Below are 21,600 nucleotides of genomic sequence, written 5' to 3'. Positions count from 1 at the left end.
TACTCCTGCGGCGTGCCGAGACCGTAGATGCACGACACGGACGCGACGACGACGACGTCACGCCGCGTCAGCAGCGAGTTGGTCGCCGAGTGACGCAGCCGCTCGACCTCCTCGTTGATCGAGGAATCCTTCTCGATGTACGTGTCCGTCTGCGGCACGTACGCCTCGGGCTGGTAGTAGTCGTAGTAGCTGACGAAGTACTCGACGGCGTTGTGCGGCAACAACTCTCGGAACTCGTTGGCGAGCTGCGCCGCGAGCGTCTTGTTGGGCGCGAGCACGAGCGTCGGGCGCTGCACCTGCTCGATCAGCCACGCCGTCGTCGCCGACTTTCCGGTACCCGTCGCACCGAGCAGGACGATGTCCTGCTCCCCCGCCTTGACGCGCTTCGACAACTCGGCGATGGCCTTCGGCTGATCGCCGGCGGGCTCGAACTCGGATTCGACCTTGATGGGTGCGACAGAACGCTGCAGATCGGTGACTGGACGCATGCCGCAACCCTAGACCCGCCCACTGACAACCCCGGAATCCCGCGGTCCTCAGCCCTGCAAGTGCGTGCGCCACACGTCGTCGACGCGGCGACGCAACGCGTCCTCGTCCCCCGCGTTGTCGATCCACACGTCGGCCACGGCGCGGCGCTGCTCGTCGCTCGCCTGGCTGCGCATGCGCGCCTCGGCGACCTCACGCGGCATCCCGCGGTGCTCCTCGAGCCGCTGCAGACGCGTCTCGACGGGCGCATCGACGACGATGACGACGTCGTAGTCGCCCTCGCGCCCCAGCTCGACGAGCAACGGAATGTCGTGCACGAGCACCTGCCCCGGTTTCGCCGCGGCGAACAACTCGAGCGTGCGCGCCGCGATGAGCGGGTGCGTGATGGCTTCGAGGTCGCGCCGCGCGCCCTCGTCCGCGAAGACGATGGTCCCCAGCGCGCCGCGATCCAGCTCGCCCCGCGCCGTCAGGACGCCGTCACCGAAGCGGTCGGCGATCTGCGCGAGCCCCGCACTGCCGGGCGCGACGACCTCGCGCGCGACGGCGTCGGCGTCGACCACCAGCGCCCCGTGCTCGACGAGCAATCGGGCCACCGCAGACTTGCCCGAACCGATCCCACCCGTCAACCCGACCTTCATCGTCGCCTCCTCAGACGCGCGTCGCGGCACTGTTCAGCGCCGGTGCGACCTCATCCTCCCAGAACGCACCGACAGCGGCGTCGAGCTCGTCGATGCTGCCCTCGTTCGAGAGGACGACGTCGGCCGCGTCGCTGCGCTCGCGCCCCTGCGTGTCGGCGTCGATCTCGGCCCAGGCCTGCTCAAGATCCAGTCCACGCTCGGCCATGAGCCGTTCGACGCGCACCTCCGCCGGCGCCTCCACGACGACGACGTGGTCGAAGTCGCGCGGCGTCGCGGCGTCCGTCAGCAGCGCGAGGTCGAGCACGAGCACCGAGTCATCGCCCACGGCCTTGGCCCGGGCGTCGGCCTCCGCACGCACGAACGGGCCGATGACGGCGTACATCCGCTCGCGCGCCGCGGGGCTGCGCGTCGTGAGGTCGTCGAGCGTGTGCCAGTCGATCGTGCCGTCGGGGTGGGCGATCGTCTCGGAGAACACCTCCCGCAACCGGTCGAGGGCTTCCTCGCCCGGCACGAGCAGTTCGCGCATCACCTCGTCGAACTCTACGACGACCGCGCCGCGGCGCTCGAACGCGTCGCCGACGACCGACTTGCCCGCGGCGACCGGTCCCGCCAGCCCGATGGAGACGGCGGCGCGCTCCGCGGCCTGCTGCTGCGTCTGCGCCGTCGTCGGGACGTGCGTCTCGAACTCCGGCTCGGTGCCCTCCTCGAACTCGGGCAGGACGACGTAGGCGTCCTCGTCGAGCACGCCCTCGGCGGCGCGCCGCTCGTACTCCTCGGCGGGCAGCACCTGCTTCCACTGGCGGGTCCGCATCGGGCGTGCCGCTCCGGCGTCCTCACGCAGCGCCTGGAACAACAGCCAGGCCTGCAGGACCGTCAGGACCGTGATGGGGAACCCGATGACGATGATGACCTCCTGCAGCGCCGACAGCCCGTCCTCGCCCGCCGTGAGGATGATCGCAGCACAGACGGCGCCCACCGACAGCGACCAGAACACGCGCTGACGGCGCACCGACGCGTCCTCGTGGCCGTTGACCATGGCGTCCATGACGAGCGCGCCCGAGTCGATCGAGGTGATGAAGAAGATGACGATGACGGCGAGCGCCAGCGTCGCGACGGGCAGGTAGCCGGGCAGGTCGCGCAAGAACTGGAACAGCGCCGCCTGCGGGTTGTTCTCGTCGACGATGGTGTGCGCGAGCGAACCGCCCTGGCCCGCAGCCTTCGCGCTCGCTCGATCGCTCGTGATCGACGTGAGGCCGTACACGCCGATCCACACGATGACGAAGGCGCTGGGCAGCCCGATCGATGCCGTCACGAACGCGCGGATGGTGCGTCCGCGCGAGATCTTGGCGACGAACATCCCGACGAACGGTGCCCACGTCACCGTCCACGCCCAGTAGAAGACCGTCCACTGACCCGACCACGCGCCGTGGTGCATCGTGTCGTTGAACGTCGACAGCATCGGCAGCTGCGACAGGTAGCGACCGGCCGACTCGACGATGCCGCGCGCCACGTCGGAGGCCGACATCGCCGTCATCGCCACGAAGAGGAGCAGCGCGATCGCCATGAGGATGTTGGCGTAGGACAGGTTCTTGACGCCCTTGTCCATGCCGGCGAGCACGGACGTCAGCGCAGCCGCCGTGATGACGGCGAGGATCGCGGCCTGCACCCACCCGGCGATCGGCAAGCCGAAGACATCGTTCATGCCCGAGTTGATCTGCAGCGCACCGAGCCCCGTCGAGACGGCGAGACCGAAGACGGTGGAGACGACGGCGATGATGTCGATGGCCTGGCCGATGGGGCCGTGGATGCGGTCGCCGAGCAGCGGATGGAACGCAGACGACACGCGCGGCGGCAGGTTCCGCTTGTACGTGAAGTACCCGAAGCACAGGCCGGGCACGACGAGGATGGCCCACATGTGGATGCCGAAGTGGAAGTTCGCGATCGACAGCGCGTCCCACGCCGCTTCGTCCGAGTAGGGCGCCGCGCCGAGCGGCGGGCGCGCGTAGTGGTTCATCGGCTCGGCGATGCCCCAGAACATCAACGTCGCGCCGACGCCGGCCGCGAACATCATCGCGAACCACGACAGCCCCGAATAGGCGGGCTCGGCGTCGTCAGGGCCGAGCTTGACGCGCCCGTAACGGCTTGCGGCGAGCCCCAGCGAGAAGACGACGAGAAGGGTCGCGGCCGCCGTGTAGAACCAGCCGAGGTCGAAACGCAACCAGTGCGCCGCCGCACCGAAGACGGAACGCACCGGGTCGGGGAAGAGTGCCATGGACGCGGTGAACACGACGATCAGCGCAGCGGAGCCGAAGAAGATCCGCGGTGACGTACGTAGGCCGAGACGGTCGTGCAGACGGGTGGTGAAGGAGCTCATCAACGCTTCGGGGTCGGTGGTGCCCGAGCCCGCGGACGATCGCCACGAGCCGGGTCGTGCCCTCGTGGCACGAGGGCCAACCCTACGTGGTGCCCGCGGCTCGCGCCGAGTGCCCCCAGGCCGCCGTCAGTCGCCGAAGATGCTCATGCGCTCCAGGCGGTCGAAGGCCTCGTCGATCTGCTCCTCGCCGACGGTGACAGCGAGACGCAGGAACCCTTCGCCCGACGCGCCGAACGCGGTGCCGGGGATCGTCAGGATGTGGGCTTCCTCGACGATGCGCGCGGCGCACTCGAGCGACGTCAGACCGGTCTCGCGGATGTCGACCCACAGGTAGATCGTGCCCTGCGGCTCGAAGGCGTCCATGTGCGGCAGCCGCTGCACGCGCTCATATGCGCGCTGCAGGCGGCCGCGGTAGAGCTCCTTGACGGGCGGACGCAGCTCGGCGCGTCGTTCGAGAGCGTTGAGGGCCGCGCGCTGCGAGATCGAGGGCGCGGTGAAGACGTTGTTCTCGTTGACGTCACGCGCCGTCGAGACGAAGTCGGCCGGGGCGAGGATCCACCCGATGCGCCACCCAGTCATGAGGTAGTCCTTGCTGAACGACCCGATCGTCACGGTGCGCTCCGCCATGCCGGGCAGCGACGCGAACGGCACGAACGGCTCGCGGTAGGTGAACAACGTGTAGATGTCGTCGGCGACAACGACGAGGTCGTGCTCCGTTGCGACCCGCGCGACGCCCTCGAGCGCTTCGCGGCTCCACTGCACACCCGTCGGGTTGCACGGCGTGTTGACGATGACGCCGCGCGTGCGCGGCGTGATGGCGGCCTCGAGGTCGCCGATCGTCACCTGGAAGCCGTTCTCCTTCGTCGTCGGCACGAAGACGGGCACGCCGCGCGCGAGACGCACCTGGTGCGGGTACGGCGTGAAGTACGGCTCGATGACGAGCACCTCGTCACCGTCGTCGAGCAGCGTCTCCATGACGAGCCACATCGCGTGGCAGCCCGACGTCGTCACCATGACGTCGTCGACGCTGCGTTCTACGCCGTAGTCGTCGCGGTACATGTCGACGATGCCCTGGCGCAGCTCCGGGTAACCCAGGCTCGAGGTGTAGTGCGTGTGGCCGGCCTTCGCGTCGGCCGCGGCAGCCTCGATGATGCCGGCGTCGGTCGTCAGGTCGGGGTCGCCGAGGCTGAAGTTGATGACGTCGTCGAACTCGCGCGCACGGTCGGCGATGACGGACATCTGCGTCGCGGAACCCGCCTGGTAACGGGAGGAGATGAAACGAGGCACGGTGCGCCTTTCGAGCTGGTGGCCCCGCGGATCTCGCGGGGCCCGACGCAGCCATCATGCCGCAGAGCGAGACCTCGTGAAACGTTTAGGGTAGGGGCGTGAATGGCCTCCTCGTGACCGGTACCTCCTCCGATGCGGGCAAGTCGCTCGTCGTCACCGGGCTCGCGCGGGCGTGGGCGCGACGCGGGGTGCGTGTGGCCCCGTTCAAGTCGCAGAACATGTCGAACAACTCGATGGTGTGCCGTGACGGCAGCGAGATCGGGCGCGCGCAGTACCTGCAGTGCGAGGCTGCGGGCGTCGAGGCCGCGAGCGTGCACAACCCAGTCCTGCTCAAGCCGGGCAGCGACCGGGAGGCGTTCGTCGTCCTGCGTGGCCGACCGGCAGGGCGGTTGCGCGCCGGTGAGTACGCGACGGGCCGCCGTCACCTCGCGGACGCGGCGTTCACGGCCTTCGAGGAGCTGGCGGGCGACGTCGACGTCGTCATCGCCGAGGGTGCCGGCTCCCCCGCCGAGATCAACCTGCGCGGCGGCGACTACGTCAACATGGGGCTCGCGCGCCGCTTCGACCTGCCCGTCGCCCTCGTCGGCGACATCGACCGCGGCGGTGTGCTCGCCGCGCTGTACGGGACGTGGGCGTTGCTCGACGACGACGATCGTCGCCATCTCGCGGCGTACGTCATCAACAAGTTTCGCGGCGACGCGTCCGTCCTCGAGCCCGGTCTCGACGAGATCACGCGACGTACCGGCCTGCCCTGCCGCGGCGTGCTGCCATGGCTCGAGGATGTGTGGCTCGACTCTGAGGATGCCTTGTCGATCGGTCGGTGGCGACCGAGTCTTGCGGGCGGCGATGCAGACGAGGCGTGTCTGAGCGTCGCCGTCGTCCGGTTTCCGCGCACGAGCAACGCGACCGACGTCGATGCTCTCGCCGCCGAACCGGGCGTCGACGTGAGGGTGACGACGGACGCCGACCTGTGCCGTGAGGCCGACCTGCTCGTCCTGCCGGGCAGTCGCGCGACCGTCAGTGATCTGGCTTGGCTGCGCGCCCGCGGGCTCGCCGACGTCGTCGCCGACCGCGTTCGGCGTGGGGCGCCGGTGCTCGGCATCTGCGGCGGCTACGAGATGCTCGTCGACCGGCTGGAGGATTCCGTGGAATCCGGTGTCGGGGCGGTCGACGGGCTCGGGCACCTGCGCGGATCGGTGAGGTTCGAGGCGGAGAAGACGTTGGCTCGGCCCGCTGGAACGTGGCGGGGCGAGGACGTCGACGGCTACGAGATCCACCACGGTGTCGTCACCGCCGAACCGAACTTTCCCGGCGGTACGTGCGCGGGGGCCGTGTGGGGCACGATCTGGCACGGCACCCTCGAGAACGACGGATTCCGGCGGGCGTGGCTGCGTGACGTCGCCCGCGCGTCGGGCTCGGCGTGGGTGCCTCGCGACGGCGCGATGGGGTTCCGTGCCCGACGTTCAGCCATGATCGACGCCCTCGCCGACGCCTGCGACGAACACCTCGACGTCGACGCGCTGCTCGACCTGGCGATGAGGAAGGGCTGAATCATGACGGACACCACGACCCCTCGCGAGGTTCGCGTCATCGGTATCGGCGCGGGCTCCCCGCGTCATCTGACGCTCGAGGCGATCGACGCGATGCGTGAGGTCGACGTCTTCCTCGTCGCCGACAAGGGCGATGAGAAGCGCGAGCTCGTCGAGGTGCGCGAGGCGCTGTGCCGCACGCATCTGGCCGAGGGCAGCTACCGGTTCGTCGCGCTCCCCGATCCGCGGCGCGGCCCCGACGCCGAGCGTGACGCGCACCAGTACACCGACGGTGTTCTCGATTGGCACGACGCGCGCGCTCACGCGTGGGGCGAGGTGATCGACGCGCTCGAGCCGGGAATCGTCGTCGGATTCCTAGTCTGGGGTGACCCCGCGTTCTACGACTCGACGATCCGCGTCGTCGATCGTCTGGCGCGCCATCGGCCGGTGAACTCGGTTGTCATTCCGGGCATCTCGGCGTTCCAGACCCTCGCCGCGGCGCACGGCATCGTGCTGCACCAGATCGGCCAACCGGTGCACGTCACGACCGGTCGACGGCTCATGACTGAATGGTCCCCCGGCCTCGGAACGGTCGTCGTCATGCTCGACGGGCACCTCGCGTGCCGCCACCTCGTCGAGACGCACCCTGACCTCGTCATCCACTGGGGCGCGTATGTCGGCATGCCCCAGCAGACGCTGCGCGCGGGCCGCCTCGTCGACGTCATCGACGAGATCGTCGACGTTCGTGCCCGCCTGAAGCAGGAGCACGGCTGGGTCATGGACGTCTACGCGCTGAGCCTGCCGGCATCCTGACGAGTGGCCCCGCCGTCGGCCACCGCACTCCTGGGTCTCGTTCCTGAGAGGCGGGATGTCGTGAGAGCCGCGATCGCGCCATACAGGGTTTCAGCTCTCAACCGTCGAGGATGCAGAACTCGTTGCCGTCTGGGTCGGCGAGGACGGCCCAGCCGAGGTCGCTGCGGCGATCGTCGACCATCGTCGCGCCGAGGGCGAGGGCACGCTCGATCTCGGCATCACGCGTCGAGGCCTGAGCCCGCAGATCCATGTGGGCGCGATTCTTCACCTGCTTCGCATCGGGCACCCGGTAGAACAGCACGATGGTGCCGTTCGGGGCCTCGAGTGAGCACTCGTCCGAGCCGGGACGGTACGACTCCGGCTCGGCGATCTCCCATCCCATGAGTGCGCGCCAGAACTGCGCGACGGCGAACGGATCGCGCGCGTCCCAGGTCGTGTGGGACAGATACAGCCCCATCAGCTGTCTCCTGCCGCATCACCGTCGCCGAGTACGCCGCCGGCATCGGTCGTGCGCACGGAGGCGCGGCGCGCGTCCAGCGCCTGCAGGATCATCCCCGCAGCGAGACACGCACCGACGCCCTCGCCGGCGCGAAGGCGCAGGTCGAGCAGTGGTTCGAGGCCGAGTTCGTCGAGCACGAGACCGTGCGCGCTCTCCCGGCTGCGCTGACCCGCCACGAGATACGCCTGGACCGACGGCTCCATCCGTGCGGCCGCCAAAGCCGCGACAGACGTCGCCAGTCCGTCGAGGACGATCGGCGCGTGCGCCTCAGCGGCGCCGAGCACGACACCTGCGAGCACCGCGACCTCCGGCCCACCGACCTGCGTGAGTGCCAGGCGGGCACGCTCGCCCCGATTCGTGGCGACGTCACGTGAGCCTTGGCTGCGCTCCAGTGCGGCCTCGACCACGCGCTTCTTGCGCGCCATCATCGCGGCATCCGCGCCCGATCCGAGGCCGAGCACAGCGTCGGACGGAGCCTCGAGCAGCGCCGCCGCGAGAGCAGCGGCGATCGTCGTGTTGCCGACGCCGACCTCGCCGAGCACGACGAGACCGCTCGCCCCGGCCCTCGCCCCGAGCCGCCGCCCGGCCGCAAGACACGCCTCGACGTCGTGCGGGGTGAGCGCGTCGGCGTCAACCAGGTCACCCCGTGGCCCCACGAGGTCCACGCGCTCGGTGGGGACGCCCGCGGAAAGCTCATCGGCACCCGATGCAGGCGCCGGCTGCCGCCCGTCCACGCCGGCATCGACGACAAGACAGGCAAGGCCGGCCGAACGCGCATGTGCCGCTCCAAGGGAAGTGCCCGCCCTGGCCGCGCGCATGACGTCGGCCGTCACGGACGAGGCGTAGGCGCTCACGCCGTGGCGGGTGACCGGGTGGTCGGCACCGGCCAGGACCAGTGTGCCGCCGGCGACGTCCGGCCCGGCGATGGCGGCGACCCGGTTGACGACGCGGTCGAGCACCCCGAGCGCCTCCGGCGGAGCGAGCAGGCGGTCGGCGTCGTCGCTGGCGGCGACGAGACGGGCGCCTTCGGGGCCGGCGAGGTAGGACGGTGGCGGCTCGGTCGGTCGCAAGCCTGACGCGGGGGCCCCTGGACCGAACGCCGCCGCCGGGCCGCCGTCGACACCCACGGTCTCCGGTTCGCGTGCCGTGGCATCGATCTCACCCGTCTCGGGCCAGCGTTCTGCCAGCACGACGTCGTCGAGGGCCAGCTTGGCCGACCATGCGGCGCGCTGCAGACCTGGTTCGGGCGGACGCTCGTCGGGCCAGCCGAGGCACATCCAGCCGAGGGTCTCGACGCCGTCGGGCAGGCCGAGCAGATCAGCCAGATCGGCGGGTTCGAACAGCGTCACCCACCCCATGCCGAGGCCGTGGGCGCGCGCCGTCAGCCACATGTTCTCGATGGCGCACGCACACGACCAGACGTCCGTGTCGGTGAACGTCGCCCGCCCGAGCACGCCCGCTGCGGGCACGCGCCGGTCACAGGCCACGACGACGCCGACGGGCGCCTCGCGCAGCCCTTCGAGCTTGAGGTCGAGCAACCGCGCCGCCCGCTCGGGCAGCATCTGACGAGCCTGCCGCAAGCGTGCCGTGTCCGCGAGGTGCGCAGCGCGATCCCGGGTCGCCGGATTGCTCACGACGATGAACCGCCACGGCTGTGAATGGCCGACCGACGGCCCGGCATGACCCGCCGCGAGCACCTCGCGCACGAGCTCGTCCGGCACCGCGTCGGGGCGATAACGCCGAATGTCGCGACGCGCCCCGATGACGTCGGCGAGGGCTTCCTGCACCTGCGCGCCCATGGACCAGCCAGCCGGATCATCGCGGCGTTCGCGCGCCGACGAGGCGTCACCGATGACAGGCGTCGGACGACGGAAGCCATCTCCGTCGCTCGAGTCGGCGCTCCGAGAAGACTCCGCGAGCGAGGCGTCCCCGGCGTGACGCAGAATCCCCTCGACATCCGGGGACGGCGCACCCCGCGCAGGCCCTGCCGGCACTCCACGCAGCGACTCGTCGGGGCTCACTCCTCCAGCTCACCTTCGACGTCGAGGTAGACCTGCTGCATCGCGGCGACGGTCTCGGGGTTCGGTTCCGCCCACAGTCCACGCTCGGCCGCCTCGCCGAGCTTCTCGATGATGCCGCGCAGCGCCCACGGGTTCGCATGGCGCATGAACGCCTGGTTCGTCTCGTCGAGCACGTACTCGGACGCGATCGACTCGTACATCCAGTCGGGCACGACCTGGCTCGTCGCGTCGAAACCGAACAGGTAGTCGACGGTCGCGGCGAGCTCGAACGCGCCCTTGTAGCCGTGGCGCTGCATCGCCGAGATCCAGCGCGGGTTGACGACGCGGGCGCGGAAAATGCGGGCGGTCTCCTCCGTCAGCGTGCGGGTGCGCACGGCGTCAGGGCTCGTCGAATCTCCCACGTACGCCTTGGGTTCGGCACCCGTCAGTGCCTTCACCGTCGCGACCATGCCGCCGTGGTACTGGAAGTAGTCGTCGGAGTCGAGGATGTCGGATTCGCGGTTGTCGACGTTCTTCGCCGCCACCTGGATGCGTCGATAGTTGCGCTCCATGTCGTCGCGTGCGGGCGCGCCGTCGAGGTCGCGGCCGTACGCGAACCCACCCCACGCCGTGTAGACCTCCGCGAGGTCGTCGTTGCTGCGCCAGTTGCCCGACTCCATGACCTGCAGCAGGCCCGCGCCGTACGAACCCGGTTTCGAACCGAAGATGCGGGTGCGGGCGCGCCGCTCGTCGCCGTGCGTCTCGACGTCGGCGAGGGCGTGCGCGCGCGGGAAGTTCTGATCGAGCGGCTCGTCGAGGTCGACGACGAGCTTGACGGCGTCGTCGATCATCGCGACGACGTGCGGGAAGGCGTCACGGAAGAACCCCGAGATGCGGACGGTGACGTCGATGCGCGGACGCCCGAGCTCCTCGAGGCTGATCGGTTCGAGCCCGACGACGCGGCGTGACTGCTCGTCCCAGATGGGCATGATGCCCAGCAGTGCAAGGATCTCGCCGATGTCGTCGCCGCTCGTGCGCATCGCGGAGGTGCCCCACGCCGACAGCCCGACCGATTCGGGCAGCGCGCCCTCGTCCTCGCGGTAGCGGGCGATGAGCGAATCCGCCATCGCGCGGCCCGTCTCGTACGCGAGGCGGCTCGGGATCGCCTTCGGGTCGACGGAGTAGAAGTTGCGGCCCGTCGGTAGGACGTTGACGAGCCCGCGCAGCGGCGAACCGCTCGGGCCGGCGGCGACGTACCCACCGTCGAGCGCGTGCAGCACGGAGGTGATCTCCTGCGGTGTCCGCTGCAGACGCGGCACGATCTGGGTGCAGGCGAACCGCAGGGACGCCTCGACGCCGGCGCGGTCGACGCCGGCGACCTCGTCGTCCGCCAACCCCGCGAGGTGCGCCTCGACGACATCGGAGACCGACGCGGCATCCCACACGGCAGCAGCCAATGCGGTGACGAGGGCGTGCGCGTGCCGCTCGGCGTTGTCGGTGGCGTCGCGGTCGTCACTCGTCGGGTCGAGGCCGAGCGCGGTGCGCAAGCCCGGCAGCCCGTCCTTCGCACCGCCGAAGAGCTGGTTGGAGCGCAGCATCGCGACGACGAGGTTCGTCAGGCCCTCGCCCTCGGGCGCGGCGCCGAGCACGTGCAGACCGTCACGAATCTGCACGTCCTTGATCTCGCACAGCCACCCGTCGACGTGCATGACGAACTCGTCGAACGAATCCTCGTCCGGCATGTCCTCGAGGCCGAGGTCGTGGTGCAGCTCGGCCGCGCGGATGAGCGTCCAGATCTCGCCCTGCAGCGCCGGCGCCTTCGCCGGGTCCATGACGCTGACGTTGCCGTACTCGTCGAGCAGCTGCTCGAGGCGGGCGATGTCGCCGTAGCTCTCGGCGCGCGCCATCGGCGGCACGAGGTGGTCGACGATCGTCGCGTGCGCGCGTCGTTTGGCCTCGGTGCCCTCGCCGGGGTCATTGACGAGGAAGGGGTAGATGAGCGGCAGCGAGCCGAGCGCGGCATCGGTGCCGCACGAGGCGGACATGCCGAGGCTCTTGCCCGGCATCCACTCGAGGTTGCCGTGCTTGCCCATGTGGACGACGGCGTGGGCGCCGAACTCCTCCTCGATCCACCGGTAGGTCGCGACGTAGTGGTGCGTGGGCGGCAGGTCGGGGTCGTGGTAGATCGCGATGGGGTTCTCACCGAAGCCGCGCGGCGGCTGCACGAGGATGACGAGGTTGCCCGCCTGCAGTGCCGCGGTGACGATCTCGCCGGCCTCGTCATGGGAGCGGTCGACGAACAGCTCACCGGGCGCCTCACCCCAGTGCTCGCTCATCCCCTCGCGCAGATCCTCGGGCAGGCGGGCGAACCACTCGCGGTAGAGCGCTGCGGGGATACGTACGTGCGCGTCGGTGAGCTGCGCGTCCGTCAACCACTCCGGGTCCTGCCCGCCCGCGGCGATCAGGGCGTGGATGAGCGCGTTGCCCGCGGTCGTGTCGAGCTCCTCGCCCTCGATCGGTTCGATGTCGTCGAGACCGGGGATCGCGCCGCGTTCGCCGAGGTCGTAACCGGCCTCGCGCATGGCGCGCAGCAGCCGGATCGTCGAGACGGGCGTGTCGAGGCCAACGGCGTTGCCGATGCGCGAGTGCTTCGTCGGGTACGCCGACAGCATGACGGCGATGCGGCGCTCCGACGGGTCGAGATGACGCAGCCGCGCGTGCCCGACGACGATGCCCGCGACGCGGTCGCAGCGCTCCGGGTCGGCGACGTAGGACGGCAGGCCGTCCGAGTCGAACTCCTTGAAGCTGAACGGAACCGAGATGATGCGCCCGTCGAACTCGGGCACCGCGACCTGCGTCGCGACGTCGAGCGGCGTCATCCCGTCATCGGAGGCGGCCCACTGCTCACGGCTCCACGTCAGGCACAGCCCCTGGACGATGGGGACGTCGAGCGCGGCGAGGGCCTGGACGTCCCAGCTCTCGTCGTCCTCCCCCGCGCCCGCGGACGCCGGACGCGACCCGCCGGCCGCGAGCACCGTCGTCACGAGCGCGTCGTAACCGGCGAGGTGGTCGAGCAGTTCGGCGTCGGCCTCGCGCAGGCTGGAGACGTAGATCGGCACCCCGATGCCGCCGGCGCGGTCGATCGCGTCGGCGAGGGCATGGGCGTACGCGTCGTTGCCCGCGACGTACTGGGCACGATAGAAGAGCACCGCGACGCGGGGCTTCTTCGTGGCCGTGGCGCCGTCGGTGCTCTCGGCGTCATCGGCGATCTCGGCACGCTCGAGCACACCCCACGAGGGCGTGACGACGGGCGGTTCGAAGCCTTCGCCGGTCATGAGCAGCGTGTCGCTGAGGAACGCGTGCAGCTCCTTGAGGTTCGCCGCACCGCCCTGCGCGAGGTACTCGTGGGCCTGCGCCGCGACACCGGGCGGCGTCGTCGAACGCTCCATGAGGGCCGCGTTGGGCTCCTGCTCACCGCCGAGCACGACGACGGGACGGCCGGAGGCGGCGTACGCCGCGAAACCACTGCACAGATCCTGCGGGCCGCCGAGCAGGCGGACGACGACGATGTCGGCGCCCTCGGAGGCGTCGCCGTGCGTCGGGACGCGCCCCGGGTTGGAGACGGCGTAGTCGGCGCCGCTCGCGCGAGCGCTGAGCAGGTCGGTGTCGGAGGTCGAGATGAGGGCGATGCGCGCCATGAGGGCAGCTCCTTCGCGGGTGTCCACGCCCGCGTCGTCATGAGAGGGCTCCCGTGGCACGGGAGTCGATCGTCAGGGCGTTCCTGACTCGCCGACGCATGCGTCGGACACACAGTGGCGGGACCGTCCCGGATTCGCACCGGGTTCCATCACCTGACGACCGTGCCCGAGCCTAACGGAGACGGCTCGTATGCTGCTCGCTGTGCCCGTACGAGATGTCGACGACCGCTGCCCCGGTGTGCTGCGCCCGTTCGCAGCTGCCGACGGCGCCATTGTCCGCCTGCGCGTGCCCGGTGGCCGCGTGTCGAGCCATGACCTCGTGACGGTGTGCGATCTTGCCGAACGATTCGGCCAGCCGTTCGTGCAGCTGACGTCACGCGGCAACCTGCAGCTTCGCGGCTTGGACGAGCCGCTGCCGGGCGCGTTCGTCGACGCCGTCGCGGCGCTCGGGATGCTGCCGTCAGCAACCCACGAGCGGGTGCGCAACATCGTCGCGGGGCCGGATGCGTCGCTCGATTCCCTGGTGCAGCAACTGGATTCGGCGATCGTCGACACGCCGTCGTTGGCGTCATTGTCGGGGCGATGGATCTTCGCGCTGGCCGCCGGGGACGAGACGCTGCCCGCGGTGCCGGCCGATGTCGCGTTCGCTCTCGGCGCGGACGATGACGGCTCGCGGGCCGGTGAGATGCACGTCGATCAGATGCGTGCCGGCGAAGTGCGCGTCGGTGGCCGGTCGTTCGCATGTGCTGCGCACCAGGCCGCGGCGACGCTGGTCGCTGTCGCGGAGGACTTCGTCGCGACGACGCAGCATGATGACGGGCGGTTCTGGAACGTCACCGACCTGCCCGACGATCATCCGTTCTTCGCCCGACTCGACGAGCGGGTGCGCGCCGCCGAGGTGAGCGCCGCCGATATGCCCCGCGCCGAGGCCCGGCCCGCGACCGGCACCGCGGCGGCCACGTCCAAGAGCCGCCTGGAGGTTCATCTCCCGCTCGGCCTGCTCGACGCGCCGGCCGCTCGCGCCCTGGACGAGGTGACGCAGGACGTCGTCGTCACCCCCGAGCGCAGCATCGTCGTGCGTACGCTGCGCGACGGCGCCGACCTGCCCAGCGCGACCAGGCATCTGCGCGGCGCCGGATTCGTCACCGAACCCGGTTCGGCCCGAGCGCGATTCAGCGCCTGCGTCGGCGCACCGTACTGCCGTCGCACCGACGTCTCGACGCTCGACCTCACGCGGGCCGCGGCGAGGATCTTCGACGACGGCAACTGGTGTGACACGGCGCTCGATGACAGCCGCATCGGCAGCGTCATCGCTGCGAGCACGCCCGAGCATGCCAGCGCCGATGATCGACGTGCCACCGTTTCCGCCGCACCCCGCGTCCACGTCGTCGGGTGCGAGCGTGCGTGCGGCCGCCCCGCCGGCGAGCATCATCTCGTCGTCGCCCCTCACAACCTGACCGACATCCTCGACCCGAACGGCCGCTCATGACCGACATCGCTCCCCCGACCCGCCGCTACGACTACGAGCGTGACGGGCGTGCCATCTATCGCGAGTCGTTCGCGACGATCCGTCGTGAGGTGACGCTCGACCACCTGCCCGAGGGCGTCCACCGTGCTGCGGTGCGGGTCGCGCATGCCGCAGGCGACGTCGGCGTCATCGACGAGATCGCCGGCAGCACGGACGTCGGCGAGGCCGCTCTCGCCGCGTTGCGCGCCGGCGCGCCCGTCATCACCGACTCGCACATGCTCGCCGCGGGCGTGACGCGCAGCCGACTGCCCGCCGACAACGACGTCATCTGTACGCTGCGCGAACCGCAGGTGCCGGCGCTCGCACAGGCCTGGTCGACGACTCGCTCGGCCGCCGCCGCGTCGTTGTGGGCACCGCACCTCGACGGCGCCGTCGTCGCCATCGGCAACGCCCCGACGGCCCTGTTCCACCTGCTCGAGATGCTGCTCGACGGCGCCCCGCGCCCGGCTGCGATCGTCGGGATGCCCGTCGGTTTCGTCGGCTCCGCCGAGTCCAAGGTCGCTCTCGCCGAGCATCGTCTCGACGACGGATCACAGATCCCCTGGCTGACCGTCCATGGGCGCCGGGGAGGCTCAGCCATGGCTGCGGCCGCCGTCAACGCCCTCGCGACCGAGCAGGAGATCCTGTGATGACGGGCAGCCTGTGGTGCGTCGGCGTCGGCCCCGGTGACCCCGAACTCATCACCCGCAAGGCCGCTCGGCTCATCGAGACCGCTGACGTCGTCGCCTACCACCGCGCCGGTCATCGTCCGAGCACCGCACGCGCCATCGCGGCCGATCTCATCCCGGACGGCGTCGTCGAGGAAGAGCTCGTCTACCCCGTGACGACTGGTGAGATCGACCATCCCGGCGGCTACCACGGTGCGATGGCGGCGTTCTACCTCGAGTGCGCCGAGCGCCTCGGCGCCCACCTCGAGGCCGGACGCAGCGTCGTCCTGCTCGCCGAGGGCGACCCGTTGTTCTTCGGTTCGTCGATGTACGTCCACGACCTGCTCGCCGAGCGTTTCGACGCCCATGTCGTGCCCGGGGTGACGTCGGTCTCCGCGGCGTCCGCAGGCCTGTCGACAGGGTTGTGCCGGCACGAGGACGTGCTCACCGTGCTGCCCGGCACCCTCCCCGTCACCGAGATGGCGCGCCGCCTCGCCGACACCGACGCCGCCGTCATCATGAAGCTGGGCCGCACCTTCGCGAACGTGCGCGAAGCACTCGCCCAGGCGGGCCTGCTCGAGCGCGCCTGGTACGTCGAGCGGGCGAGCCGTGACGGTGAACGCCTCCTCCCTGTCACACAGGTCGACCCGTCGCACGTGCCGTACATGTCGCTCGTCGTCGTGCCCGGGCTCGATCGACGCGCCGACGCCGCCGGCCGCGCGTCGGGAAGCGCGAGCAGTTCGAGCCGGACCGCGATGCAGCGAGTCCCCGGCGTGCTGCCCGCCGCAGCGACGTCCGAGAGGTCGGGCGAGCCCGGAACCGTGTTCGTCGTCGGGCTCGGGCCCGGCCCCGACGCCTGGCTGACGCCCGAGGCGGCTGACGTCCTGGGGCGCGTCTCGTACGTCATCGGCTATGCGCCTTACGTGGCCCGGGTCCCCACACGCGATGGCCTCGTCCGGCTCCCGAGCGGCAACACGGTCGAGGTCGATCGCGGCACCCAGGCCCTCGAACTGGCGCATGACGGGCACGATGTCGCCGTCGTCTCCGGGGGCGACGCCGGGGTGTTCGGGATGGCGTCGGCCGTCTTCGAGGCGCGCGAGCGACCCGAGAACGCCGCGCTCGCGGGGATGCCCGTGCATGTCGTTCCCGGCGTGACGGCGGCGCACGCCGCCGCCGCCCTGGCCGGCGCCGTGCTCGGAGGTGACCACGCGCTCATCTCCCTGTCCGACCGCCTCAAGCCGTGGGACGTCATCGACGCACGCCTGCGCTCCTGTGCCCGCGCCGACCTCGCGATGGCGTTCTACAACCCCCGCTCGGCGAGCCGCCCCCATCAGTTCGACCAAGCGCTCTCCGTGCTGCGTGAGGAACTACCAGGCGATCGACCCGTCGTCGTCGCACGTCATGTCGGCCGCGAGCAGGAGGCCCTCGAGGTGACGAGCGTGGCCGCGCTCGACCCCGAGACGATCGACATGGGTTGCCTCGTCATCGTCGGCTCCCAGGGCACCCGCACCACGGCGGACGGGCGCGTGTGGACGGCGCGATTCGTCCCGTCGAGGTGATCACGTCGGGCGGTCGAAAAACCGTCGGGTCGCGATGGACACAGGAGCCCCGCGGGCACGTAGCGTCAGGGGTATGAGCGACTTCACCCCCCACACCGGCTCCTCCGAGTCGCCGTCGGTCACCTACCCCGACGGCTCGACGCTCGGTGTCGAGGTGGATGGGGCCCAGGTGCATCTCGTCGCCCGCGGCGACGTCCACGACCTCATCCGCGACACCAACCTCTCGCCCGCCGAGGCCCATCACCTCGGGGAGGCGCTCGTCGAGGCCTCCGCCGAAGCCGGGGCTCCGGAGCAGCCGGGCCGACACGACCCCGCCGAGATCGACGCGCTGCTCGATCAGTTCCCGCTGGACGAGCCCGCCTGAGCCACGCGAGTCTGCCTGAGACAGATATCAGGCCGACGCGGGGTGCGGGTTCGGTTGCGGGCCGTCACGAACCCCGGTTAGATGCACGTGATACCGGAACATCACCGTTCAAGGGGGAGAACGATGCGTCGAATTCTTGTCGCCGGCGCGGCTGCCGTTTGCTTGCTCGTCGAAGGCGCGGGCCCGGCGTCCGCTGCTGAACCCACGTCGGTGACTGCCGCGTCGACCAGCGTCTCGTCTGCGTCGTCAGCACGAGCCGCAGCTGTGACCGGGGGCGTTGGGACGGCAGGCGTTGCGGCGCACGGTGCCCAGAACGTCGCGTTCGTCGACGCGTCGACGAACCATCAGTCCATCGGGCAGCAGCCCGAGCGGCGGCGCACGCCGTCCCGCAAGAAGCGTCGCAGCAGCGGGGTCGGGCGATTCTTCGGCGGGCTCGTGTTCATGTTCATCGGGTTGCCGCTGCTCGTCGTCGCCGCGCTCGTCCTGTTCTTCATGGTGCGTCGCGGTCGCAAGCAGCGCGAGCAAGCCTTCGCGCAACAGCAGCGTCGTCAGACCCAGAACGGCCCCTACCAGGCGCAACAGGGCCCCTACCCCGGCGCGAACGGCACGAACGACGTCGACGGGCAGAACCCGACACACCGGTTTTGAGCGACGCCGGTCAGGACACCGACCGAGCAGGCCACCCGAGAGCCACCGCCGATGACGCGGTGGCTCTCGTGCGTCACGTTCGTTCGCGGCTGCAGCTGTAGAGGTGCGACTCGGCGAAGCCGTGGGCCGCGAGCGCAGGCCCGACGAGGATGACGGCGGCCTGCCGCAGCCCCGCGTCCTCGACCTGATCGGCGATGTCGGCGAGCGTGCCGCGCAGGATGAGTTCGTCGGGGCTGCTGACCTGCGAGCCCACGACAACGGGACAGTCGGTGCCGTAGTGCTCGGCCAGCTCGTGTGCCAGCCGCCGCGTGTGACGGATCGCGAGGTGGAGCACGAGTGTCGCCCCCGTCCGCGCGAAGTTCGCGAGCTCCTCACCCGCCGGCATCGGCGTCGAATCGCGCTGTGCACGCGTCAGGACGATCGACTGCGTCACCTCGGGCACCGTCAGCTCGCGTCCGACACGCGCGGCTGTGGCCGCGTAGGCCGGCACGCCCGGGCAGACGTCCCAGGCGATACCGGCTGCGTCGAGGCGACGGCCCTGCTCGGCCACGGCGCTGTAGACGGAAGGGTCGCCCGAGCACAGACGCGCGACGTCGTGCCCCAGCGCATCCGCGGCGACGATCTCGTCGATGATCTCGTCGAGGGTGAGGTGCTGTGTGTCGACGCGGCGCGCGCCCGGCGGGCAATGGGCGAGGACGGCGTCGTCGAGGTAGGTGCCGGCGTACAAGCACACCTGCGAACTCTCGATCAGGCGCACCGCGCGCAGCGTCAGCAGGTCGGCGGCGCCGGGGCCGGCACCGATGAAGTGAACGGTCATGTCAGATCCTTCGCGTAGCTCCACTGGACGACGGCGCGCGCGGGGCGCCAGCCGTGCAGTCGGCCGAGGGGTTCGAGGTGTTCGACGGCCAGGCGCGTGAGGTCGCCGCCATGCGTGCGCCAGGCGTCGAGGAGGATGCTCTCGCTCTCGAGCGTGACGGCGTGAGCGACGAGGCGGCCACCGGGGCGTAGAGCCGCGAGGGCCGCGTCCACAGCCTCAGCGCTCAGCCCGCCACCGAAGAAGACCGCATCGGGAGCGCTGTGACGGGCGTCGCTCGTGGCGCGAGCGGCGCCGTCACGGCAGGGGCCGCAGGCGGTGCCATCGCGGTGCTGCGCGCCGTGGACGGCTACATCGTGGACGCTCGCCTCGACGACGTCGACGCGATGATCGACTCCGAGGGCGCGGGCGTTCTCGCGGGCGCGTTCGGCGCGTACGGCATCGCGTTCGACGGCGACGGTGCGAGCATCGGGCGCGGCGAGCGCCCATTCGATGCCGACGGCCCCCGAGCCGGCGCCGAGATCCCAGAGCAGCGCGCCGCGCGTGGGGCGCAATCGCGCGAGTGCCGCAGCCCGCACGTCGCGTTTCGTGATGAGCCCGTCATTGCCGAACCACGTCTCGGCGCGGCCCGGAACCGTCCCGACGACGTCGGCCGCGCCCAGTTCGTCGGGCACCTTGACGCAGACGAGGACGAGGTCGGGAATCGGCTCGGCGAGGTCGCGTTCCCCGTCGGGCCACCCCTGGGCGGTGGCCTGTAGCGACCCTTCCCCGGGCCCGCCGAGGTGCCACCAGGCCGTCAGCCTCGCCTCCGGTGCTCCCGACTGCACGAGCAGCGCGGCGAGCTCGCCCGGGCCGCGCGCGTCGGAGCACAGCACGACGAGTCGCGCTCTGGGCGTGACGAATGGACGCACTCGCTCGATGCTGCGGCCCACCGTCGTCACGACGTCGACGCTCTCGGCCGCCCACCCCATCCGGGCGCGCGCGAGGGTCTCGCTCGACAGTGCGGGATGGACGCGAACGGCGCCCGCACTGAACTCGTCGATGAGCGTCGTCGCGACACCCGAGCGCAGCGGATCGCCGGAGGCGAGCACGACCACGCGCCCGAACGCGGCATCGTCCGTCTCGTGGGCGTCGGACGACGTGGCGCGCCCATGGGCATGGTCATCGGCATGGAACAGGAGCTCGCGCAGCCCGTCGCGCAACGGGCGCGGCCACGTGAGGCGCTCCTGGCCCTCCACCTGCGGCAGCAGCTCCAGGTGCCGTCGTCCGCCGACGACGACGTCAGCGTCCGTGACGAGTTGCCGAAGGTGGGCGGGCAGCAGCGCCCACCCACCGTCCTGGATGCCGACGACCTCGATCATGGGCGACACCCTATGCCCCGCCGGGGCCTCGGGCGGCGTCGGCGTCTGTCATGATGGGGCCGTCGCGCGCGAGGAATGCCGGTGCGAATCCGGCAGCGGTCCCGCCACTGTGATCCCCGACGGGGTAAGCCAGGACGTCGCCGCGACCACTGGCGTCGTCCGGCGTCGGTGCCCCCGAGCGGCAAGCGTGGTCACTTGCCAGGAGGCGAACTGATGCCCCGTTTTCCCTTCACCGCTGTCGTCGGCGCCGACGACCTGTCCACCGCCCTCGTCCTGACAGCCATCTCCCCCGCCATCGGCGGCGTTCTCGTCCGGGGTGAGAAGGGCACCGCGAAGTCCACGATCGTGCGTGGTCTCGTCGGCGTCCTGCCGCGGGTGGACGTCGTCGCTGGGTGCCGCTTCTCGTGCGACCCCGCCGACCCCGCGCCGGACTGCCCGGACGGCCCGCACCCGATCGGCGCTGACGCGGCCGTCACCGCTGAGCGACGCCCGACGCGCCTCGTCGAACTTCCTGTCGGTGCGAGCGACGACCGCGTCACCGGCTCGATGGACCTCGCGCAGGCCCTCGGCGCCGGCCGCACCGAGTTCCACCCCGGTCTGCTCGCGCAGGCGCACCGCGGGCTGCTGTACGTCGACGAGGTCAATCTGCTCGCCGACCACCTCGTCGACCTGCTGCTCGACGCCTCGGCGATGGGTCGCAACACCGTCGAACGTGACGGCATGTCGGTGACGCACCCGGCCCGCTTCGTGCTCGTCGGGACGATGAACCCCGAGGAAGGCGAACTGCGCCCCCAGCTGCTCGACCGCTTCGGGCTGTCGGTCGACGTCAATGCCTCTCGCGACCCCGACGAGCGGGCCGAGGTCGTGCGTCGTCGTCTCGCCTTCGATGCCGACCCGGACGCGTTCTCTGCCCGCTACGCGGCAGCCGAGACCGAGATCGGGGCACGCATCGTCCGGGCGCAGGAGGCCCTCGACGGCGTCGACCTGAGCGCGTGGGCGCTACGCACCATCGCCCGTGTGTGTGCCGGATTCGACGTCGACGGCATGCGCGCCGACATCGTCATCGCCCGCGCGGCGCTCGCCCACGCGGCGTGGTGCGAGCGCGATCGCGTGACGCGTGACGACATCCGCGTCGCCGCCCGGTTCGCGCTGTCGCACCGTCGCCGACGCGGGCCGTTCGACCCGCCCGGCCTCGACGAGGAGCTGCTCGACCGGCTGCTCGACGAAGAACCCGAACCGCCGACCGACCCCGAAGGCCCCGACGATCCGCAGCCCCCGTCGGGTGGTTCGGACGACGACCCGAACGGCGAACCGGGTGACGGTGACGACGCGCCTGACAACGACGACGACGCGCC

General features: G+C 70.9%; 17 protein-coding genes and 2 riboswitches. Of the genes, 8 read left to right on the top strand and 9 right to left on the bottom strand.

Annotated elements, in window-relative coordinates:
• From B2284_RS12255 to B2284_RS12240, 4 genes are all read right to left on the bottom strand, one after another.
• On the bottom strand, positions 1-488 hold a 488-nt coding region (locus B2284_RS12255; protein ID WP_286697580.1), incomplete at its 3' end, for a DEAD/DEAH box helicase family protein.
• Between the two features lie 48 nt (positions 489-536).
• Entirely contained in the window at positions 537-1,124 is a 588-nt protein-coding gene (gene coaE / locus B2284_RS12250) for a dephospho-CoA kinase (protein ID WP_286697579.1), read from the bottom strand.
• 10 nt (positions 1,125-1,134) lie between these two features.
• The gene (coaE, locus tag B2284_RS12245; protein WP_286697578.1) at positions 1,135-3,498 is read right to left on the bottom strand and encodes a dephospho-CoA kinase; all 2,364 of its coding nucleotides are present in this window, start codon (positions 3,496-3,498) and stop codon (positions 1,135-1,137) included.
• 126 nt (positions 3,499-3,624) lie between these two features.
• Positions 3,625-4,785 carry an aminotransferase class I/II-fold pyridoxal phosphate-dependent enzyme gene (locus tag B2284_RS12240; RefSeq protein ID WP_038568331.1) on the bottom strand — a complete coding sequence of 387 codons (1,161 nt, stop codon included), beginning with the start codon at positions 4,783-4,785 and terminating at the stop codon, positions 3,625-3,627.
• 98 nt (positions 4,786-4,883) lie between these two features.
• Here B2284_RS12240 and B2284_RS12235 point away from each other — a divergent pair, with 98 nt between their 5' ends.
• Both B2284_RS12235 and cobF read left to right on the top strand, forming a co-directional pair.
• Complete coding sequence (locus B2284_RS12235; RefSeq protein WP_006945436.1) at positions 4,884-6,335, top strand: cobyric acid synthase; 1,452 nt, start codon at positions 4,884-4,886, stop codon at positions 6,333-6,335.
• Between the two features lie 3 nt (positions 6,336-6,338).
• Positions 6,339-7,127, top strand: a complete 789-nt coding sequence (cobF, locus tag B2284_RS12230; RefSeq protein ID WP_006945453.1) for a precorrin-6A synthase (deacetylating) — start codon at positions 6,339-6,341, stop codon at positions 7,125-7,127.
• 97 nt (positions 7,128-7,224) lie between these two features.
• Here cobF and B2284_RS12225 read toward each other — a convergent pair whose 3' ends face one another.
• From B2284_RS12225 to cobN, 3 genes are all read right to left on the bottom strand, one after another.
• The gene (locus B2284_RS12225; RefSeq protein ID WP_006945370.1) at positions 7,225-7,584 is read right to left on the bottom strand and encodes a VOC family protein; all 360 of its coding nucleotides are present in this window, start codon (positions 7,582-7,584) and stop codon (positions 7,225-7,227) included.
• Complete coding sequence (bluB, locus tag B2284_RS12220; RefSeq protein WP_083803229.1) at positions 7,584-9,425, bottom strand: 5,6-dimethylbenzimidazole synthase; 1,842 nt, start codon at positions 9,423-9,425, stop codon at positions 7,584-7,586. The genes B2284_RS12225 and bluB overlap by 1 nt, the downstream gene beginning before the upstream one ends.
• Before the next feature lie 218 nt (positions 9,426-9,643).
• Positions 9,644-13,324 carry a cobaltochelatase subunit CobN gene (gene cobN / locus B2284_RS12215; protein ID WP_136788396.1) on the bottom strand — a complete coding sequence of 1,227 codons (3,681 nt, stop codon included), beginning with the start codon at positions 13,322-13,324 and terminating at the stop codon, positions 9,644-9,646.
• Positions 13,325-13,382: 58 nt separating this feature from the next.
• Positions 13,383-13,515, bottom strand: a riboswitch (cobalamin riboswitch).
• Here cobN and B2284_RS12210 point away from each other — a divergent pair.
• The 5 genes from B2284_RS12210 (at position 13,515) to B2284_RS12190 (ending at position 18,070) form a co-directional block, all read left to right on the top strand.
• Positions 13,515-14,813, top strand: a complete 1,299-nt coding sequence (locus B2284_RS12210) for a hypothetical protein (protein ID WP_136788397.1) — start codon at positions 13,515-13,517, stop codon at positions 14,811-14,813. (Overlaps the previous riboswitch by 1 nt.)
• Positions 14,810-15,481 (top strand): precorrin-8X methylmutase, encoded by a 672-nt coding sequence (locus tag B2284_RS12205; RefSeq protein ID WP_038568351.1) that lies wholly within the window; start codon positions 14,810-14,812, stop codon positions 15,479-15,481. The genes B2284_RS12210 and B2284_RS12205 overlap by 4 nt, the downstream gene beginning before the upstream one ends.
• On the top strand, positions 15,481-17,058 hold the full coding sequence (locus B2284_RS12200; RefSeq protein WP_074039384.1) for a precorrin-2 C(20)-methyltransferase: 1,578 nt from the start codon (positions 15,481-15,483) through the stop codon (positions 17,056-17,058). Before B2284_RS12205 ends, B2284_RS12200 begins: the two co-directional genes overlap by 1 nt.
• A gap of 73 nt (positions 17,059-17,131) precedes the next feature.
• Positions 17,132-17,422: a hypothetical protein gene (locus B2284_RS12195; protein ID WP_074039385.1), complete on the top strand. Its 291-nt coding sequence runs from the start codon at positions 17,132-17,134 to the stop codon at positions 17,420-17,422.
• 264 nt (positions 17,423-17,686) lie between these two features.
• A complete protein-coding gene (locus tag B2284_RS12190) occupies positions 17,687-18,070 on the top strand; it encodes a hypothetical protein (protein ID WP_136788398.1) in 384 nt (127 codons plus the stop codon).
• Positions 18,071-18,143: 73 nt separating this feature from the next.
• Here B2284_RS12190 and cobM read toward each other — a convergent pair whose 3' ends face one another.
• Both cobM and B2284_RS12180 read right to left on the bottom strand, forming a co-directional pair.
• Positions 18,144-18,887 carry a precorrin-4 C(11)-methyltransferase gene (cobM, locus tag B2284_RS12185; protein WP_136788399.1) on the bottom strand — a complete coding sequence of 248 codons (744 nt, stop codon included), beginning with the start codon at positions 18,885-18,887 and terminating at the stop codon, positions 18,144-18,146.
• A complete protein-coding gene (locus B2284_RS12180; RefSeq protein ID WP_006945426.1) occupies positions 18,884-20,245 on the bottom strand; it encodes a bifunctional cobalt-precorrin-7 (C(5))-methyltransferase/cobalt-precorrin-6B (C(15))-methyltransferase in 1,362 nt (453 codons plus the stop codon). The genes cobM and B2284_RS12180 overlap by 4 nt, the downstream gene beginning before the upstream one ends.
• Positions 20,246-20,317: 72 nt before the next feature.
• Positions 20,318-20,381, top strand: a riboswitch (cobalamin riboswitch).
• Between the two features lie 77 nt (positions 20,382-20,458).
• Between B2284_RS12180 and B2284_RS12175 the strand changes: the two genes are divergently transcribed.
• A partial coding sequence (locus tag B2284_RS12175; protein ID WP_286697577.1) for a magnesium chelatase ATPase subunit I occupies positions 20,459-21,600 on the top strand: 1,142 nt, incomplete at its 3' end.

It is taken from the genome of Dermacoccus sp. UBA1591, assembly GCF_002322065.1.
GTDB lineage: Bacteria > Actinomycetota > Actinomycetes > Actinomycetales > Dermatophilaceae > Dermacoccus > Dermacoccus nishinomiyaensis.
The sequence above is the reverse complement of the archived record's forward strand: the minus strand, read 5'-3'. Positions and strand labels throughout refer to the sequence as shown.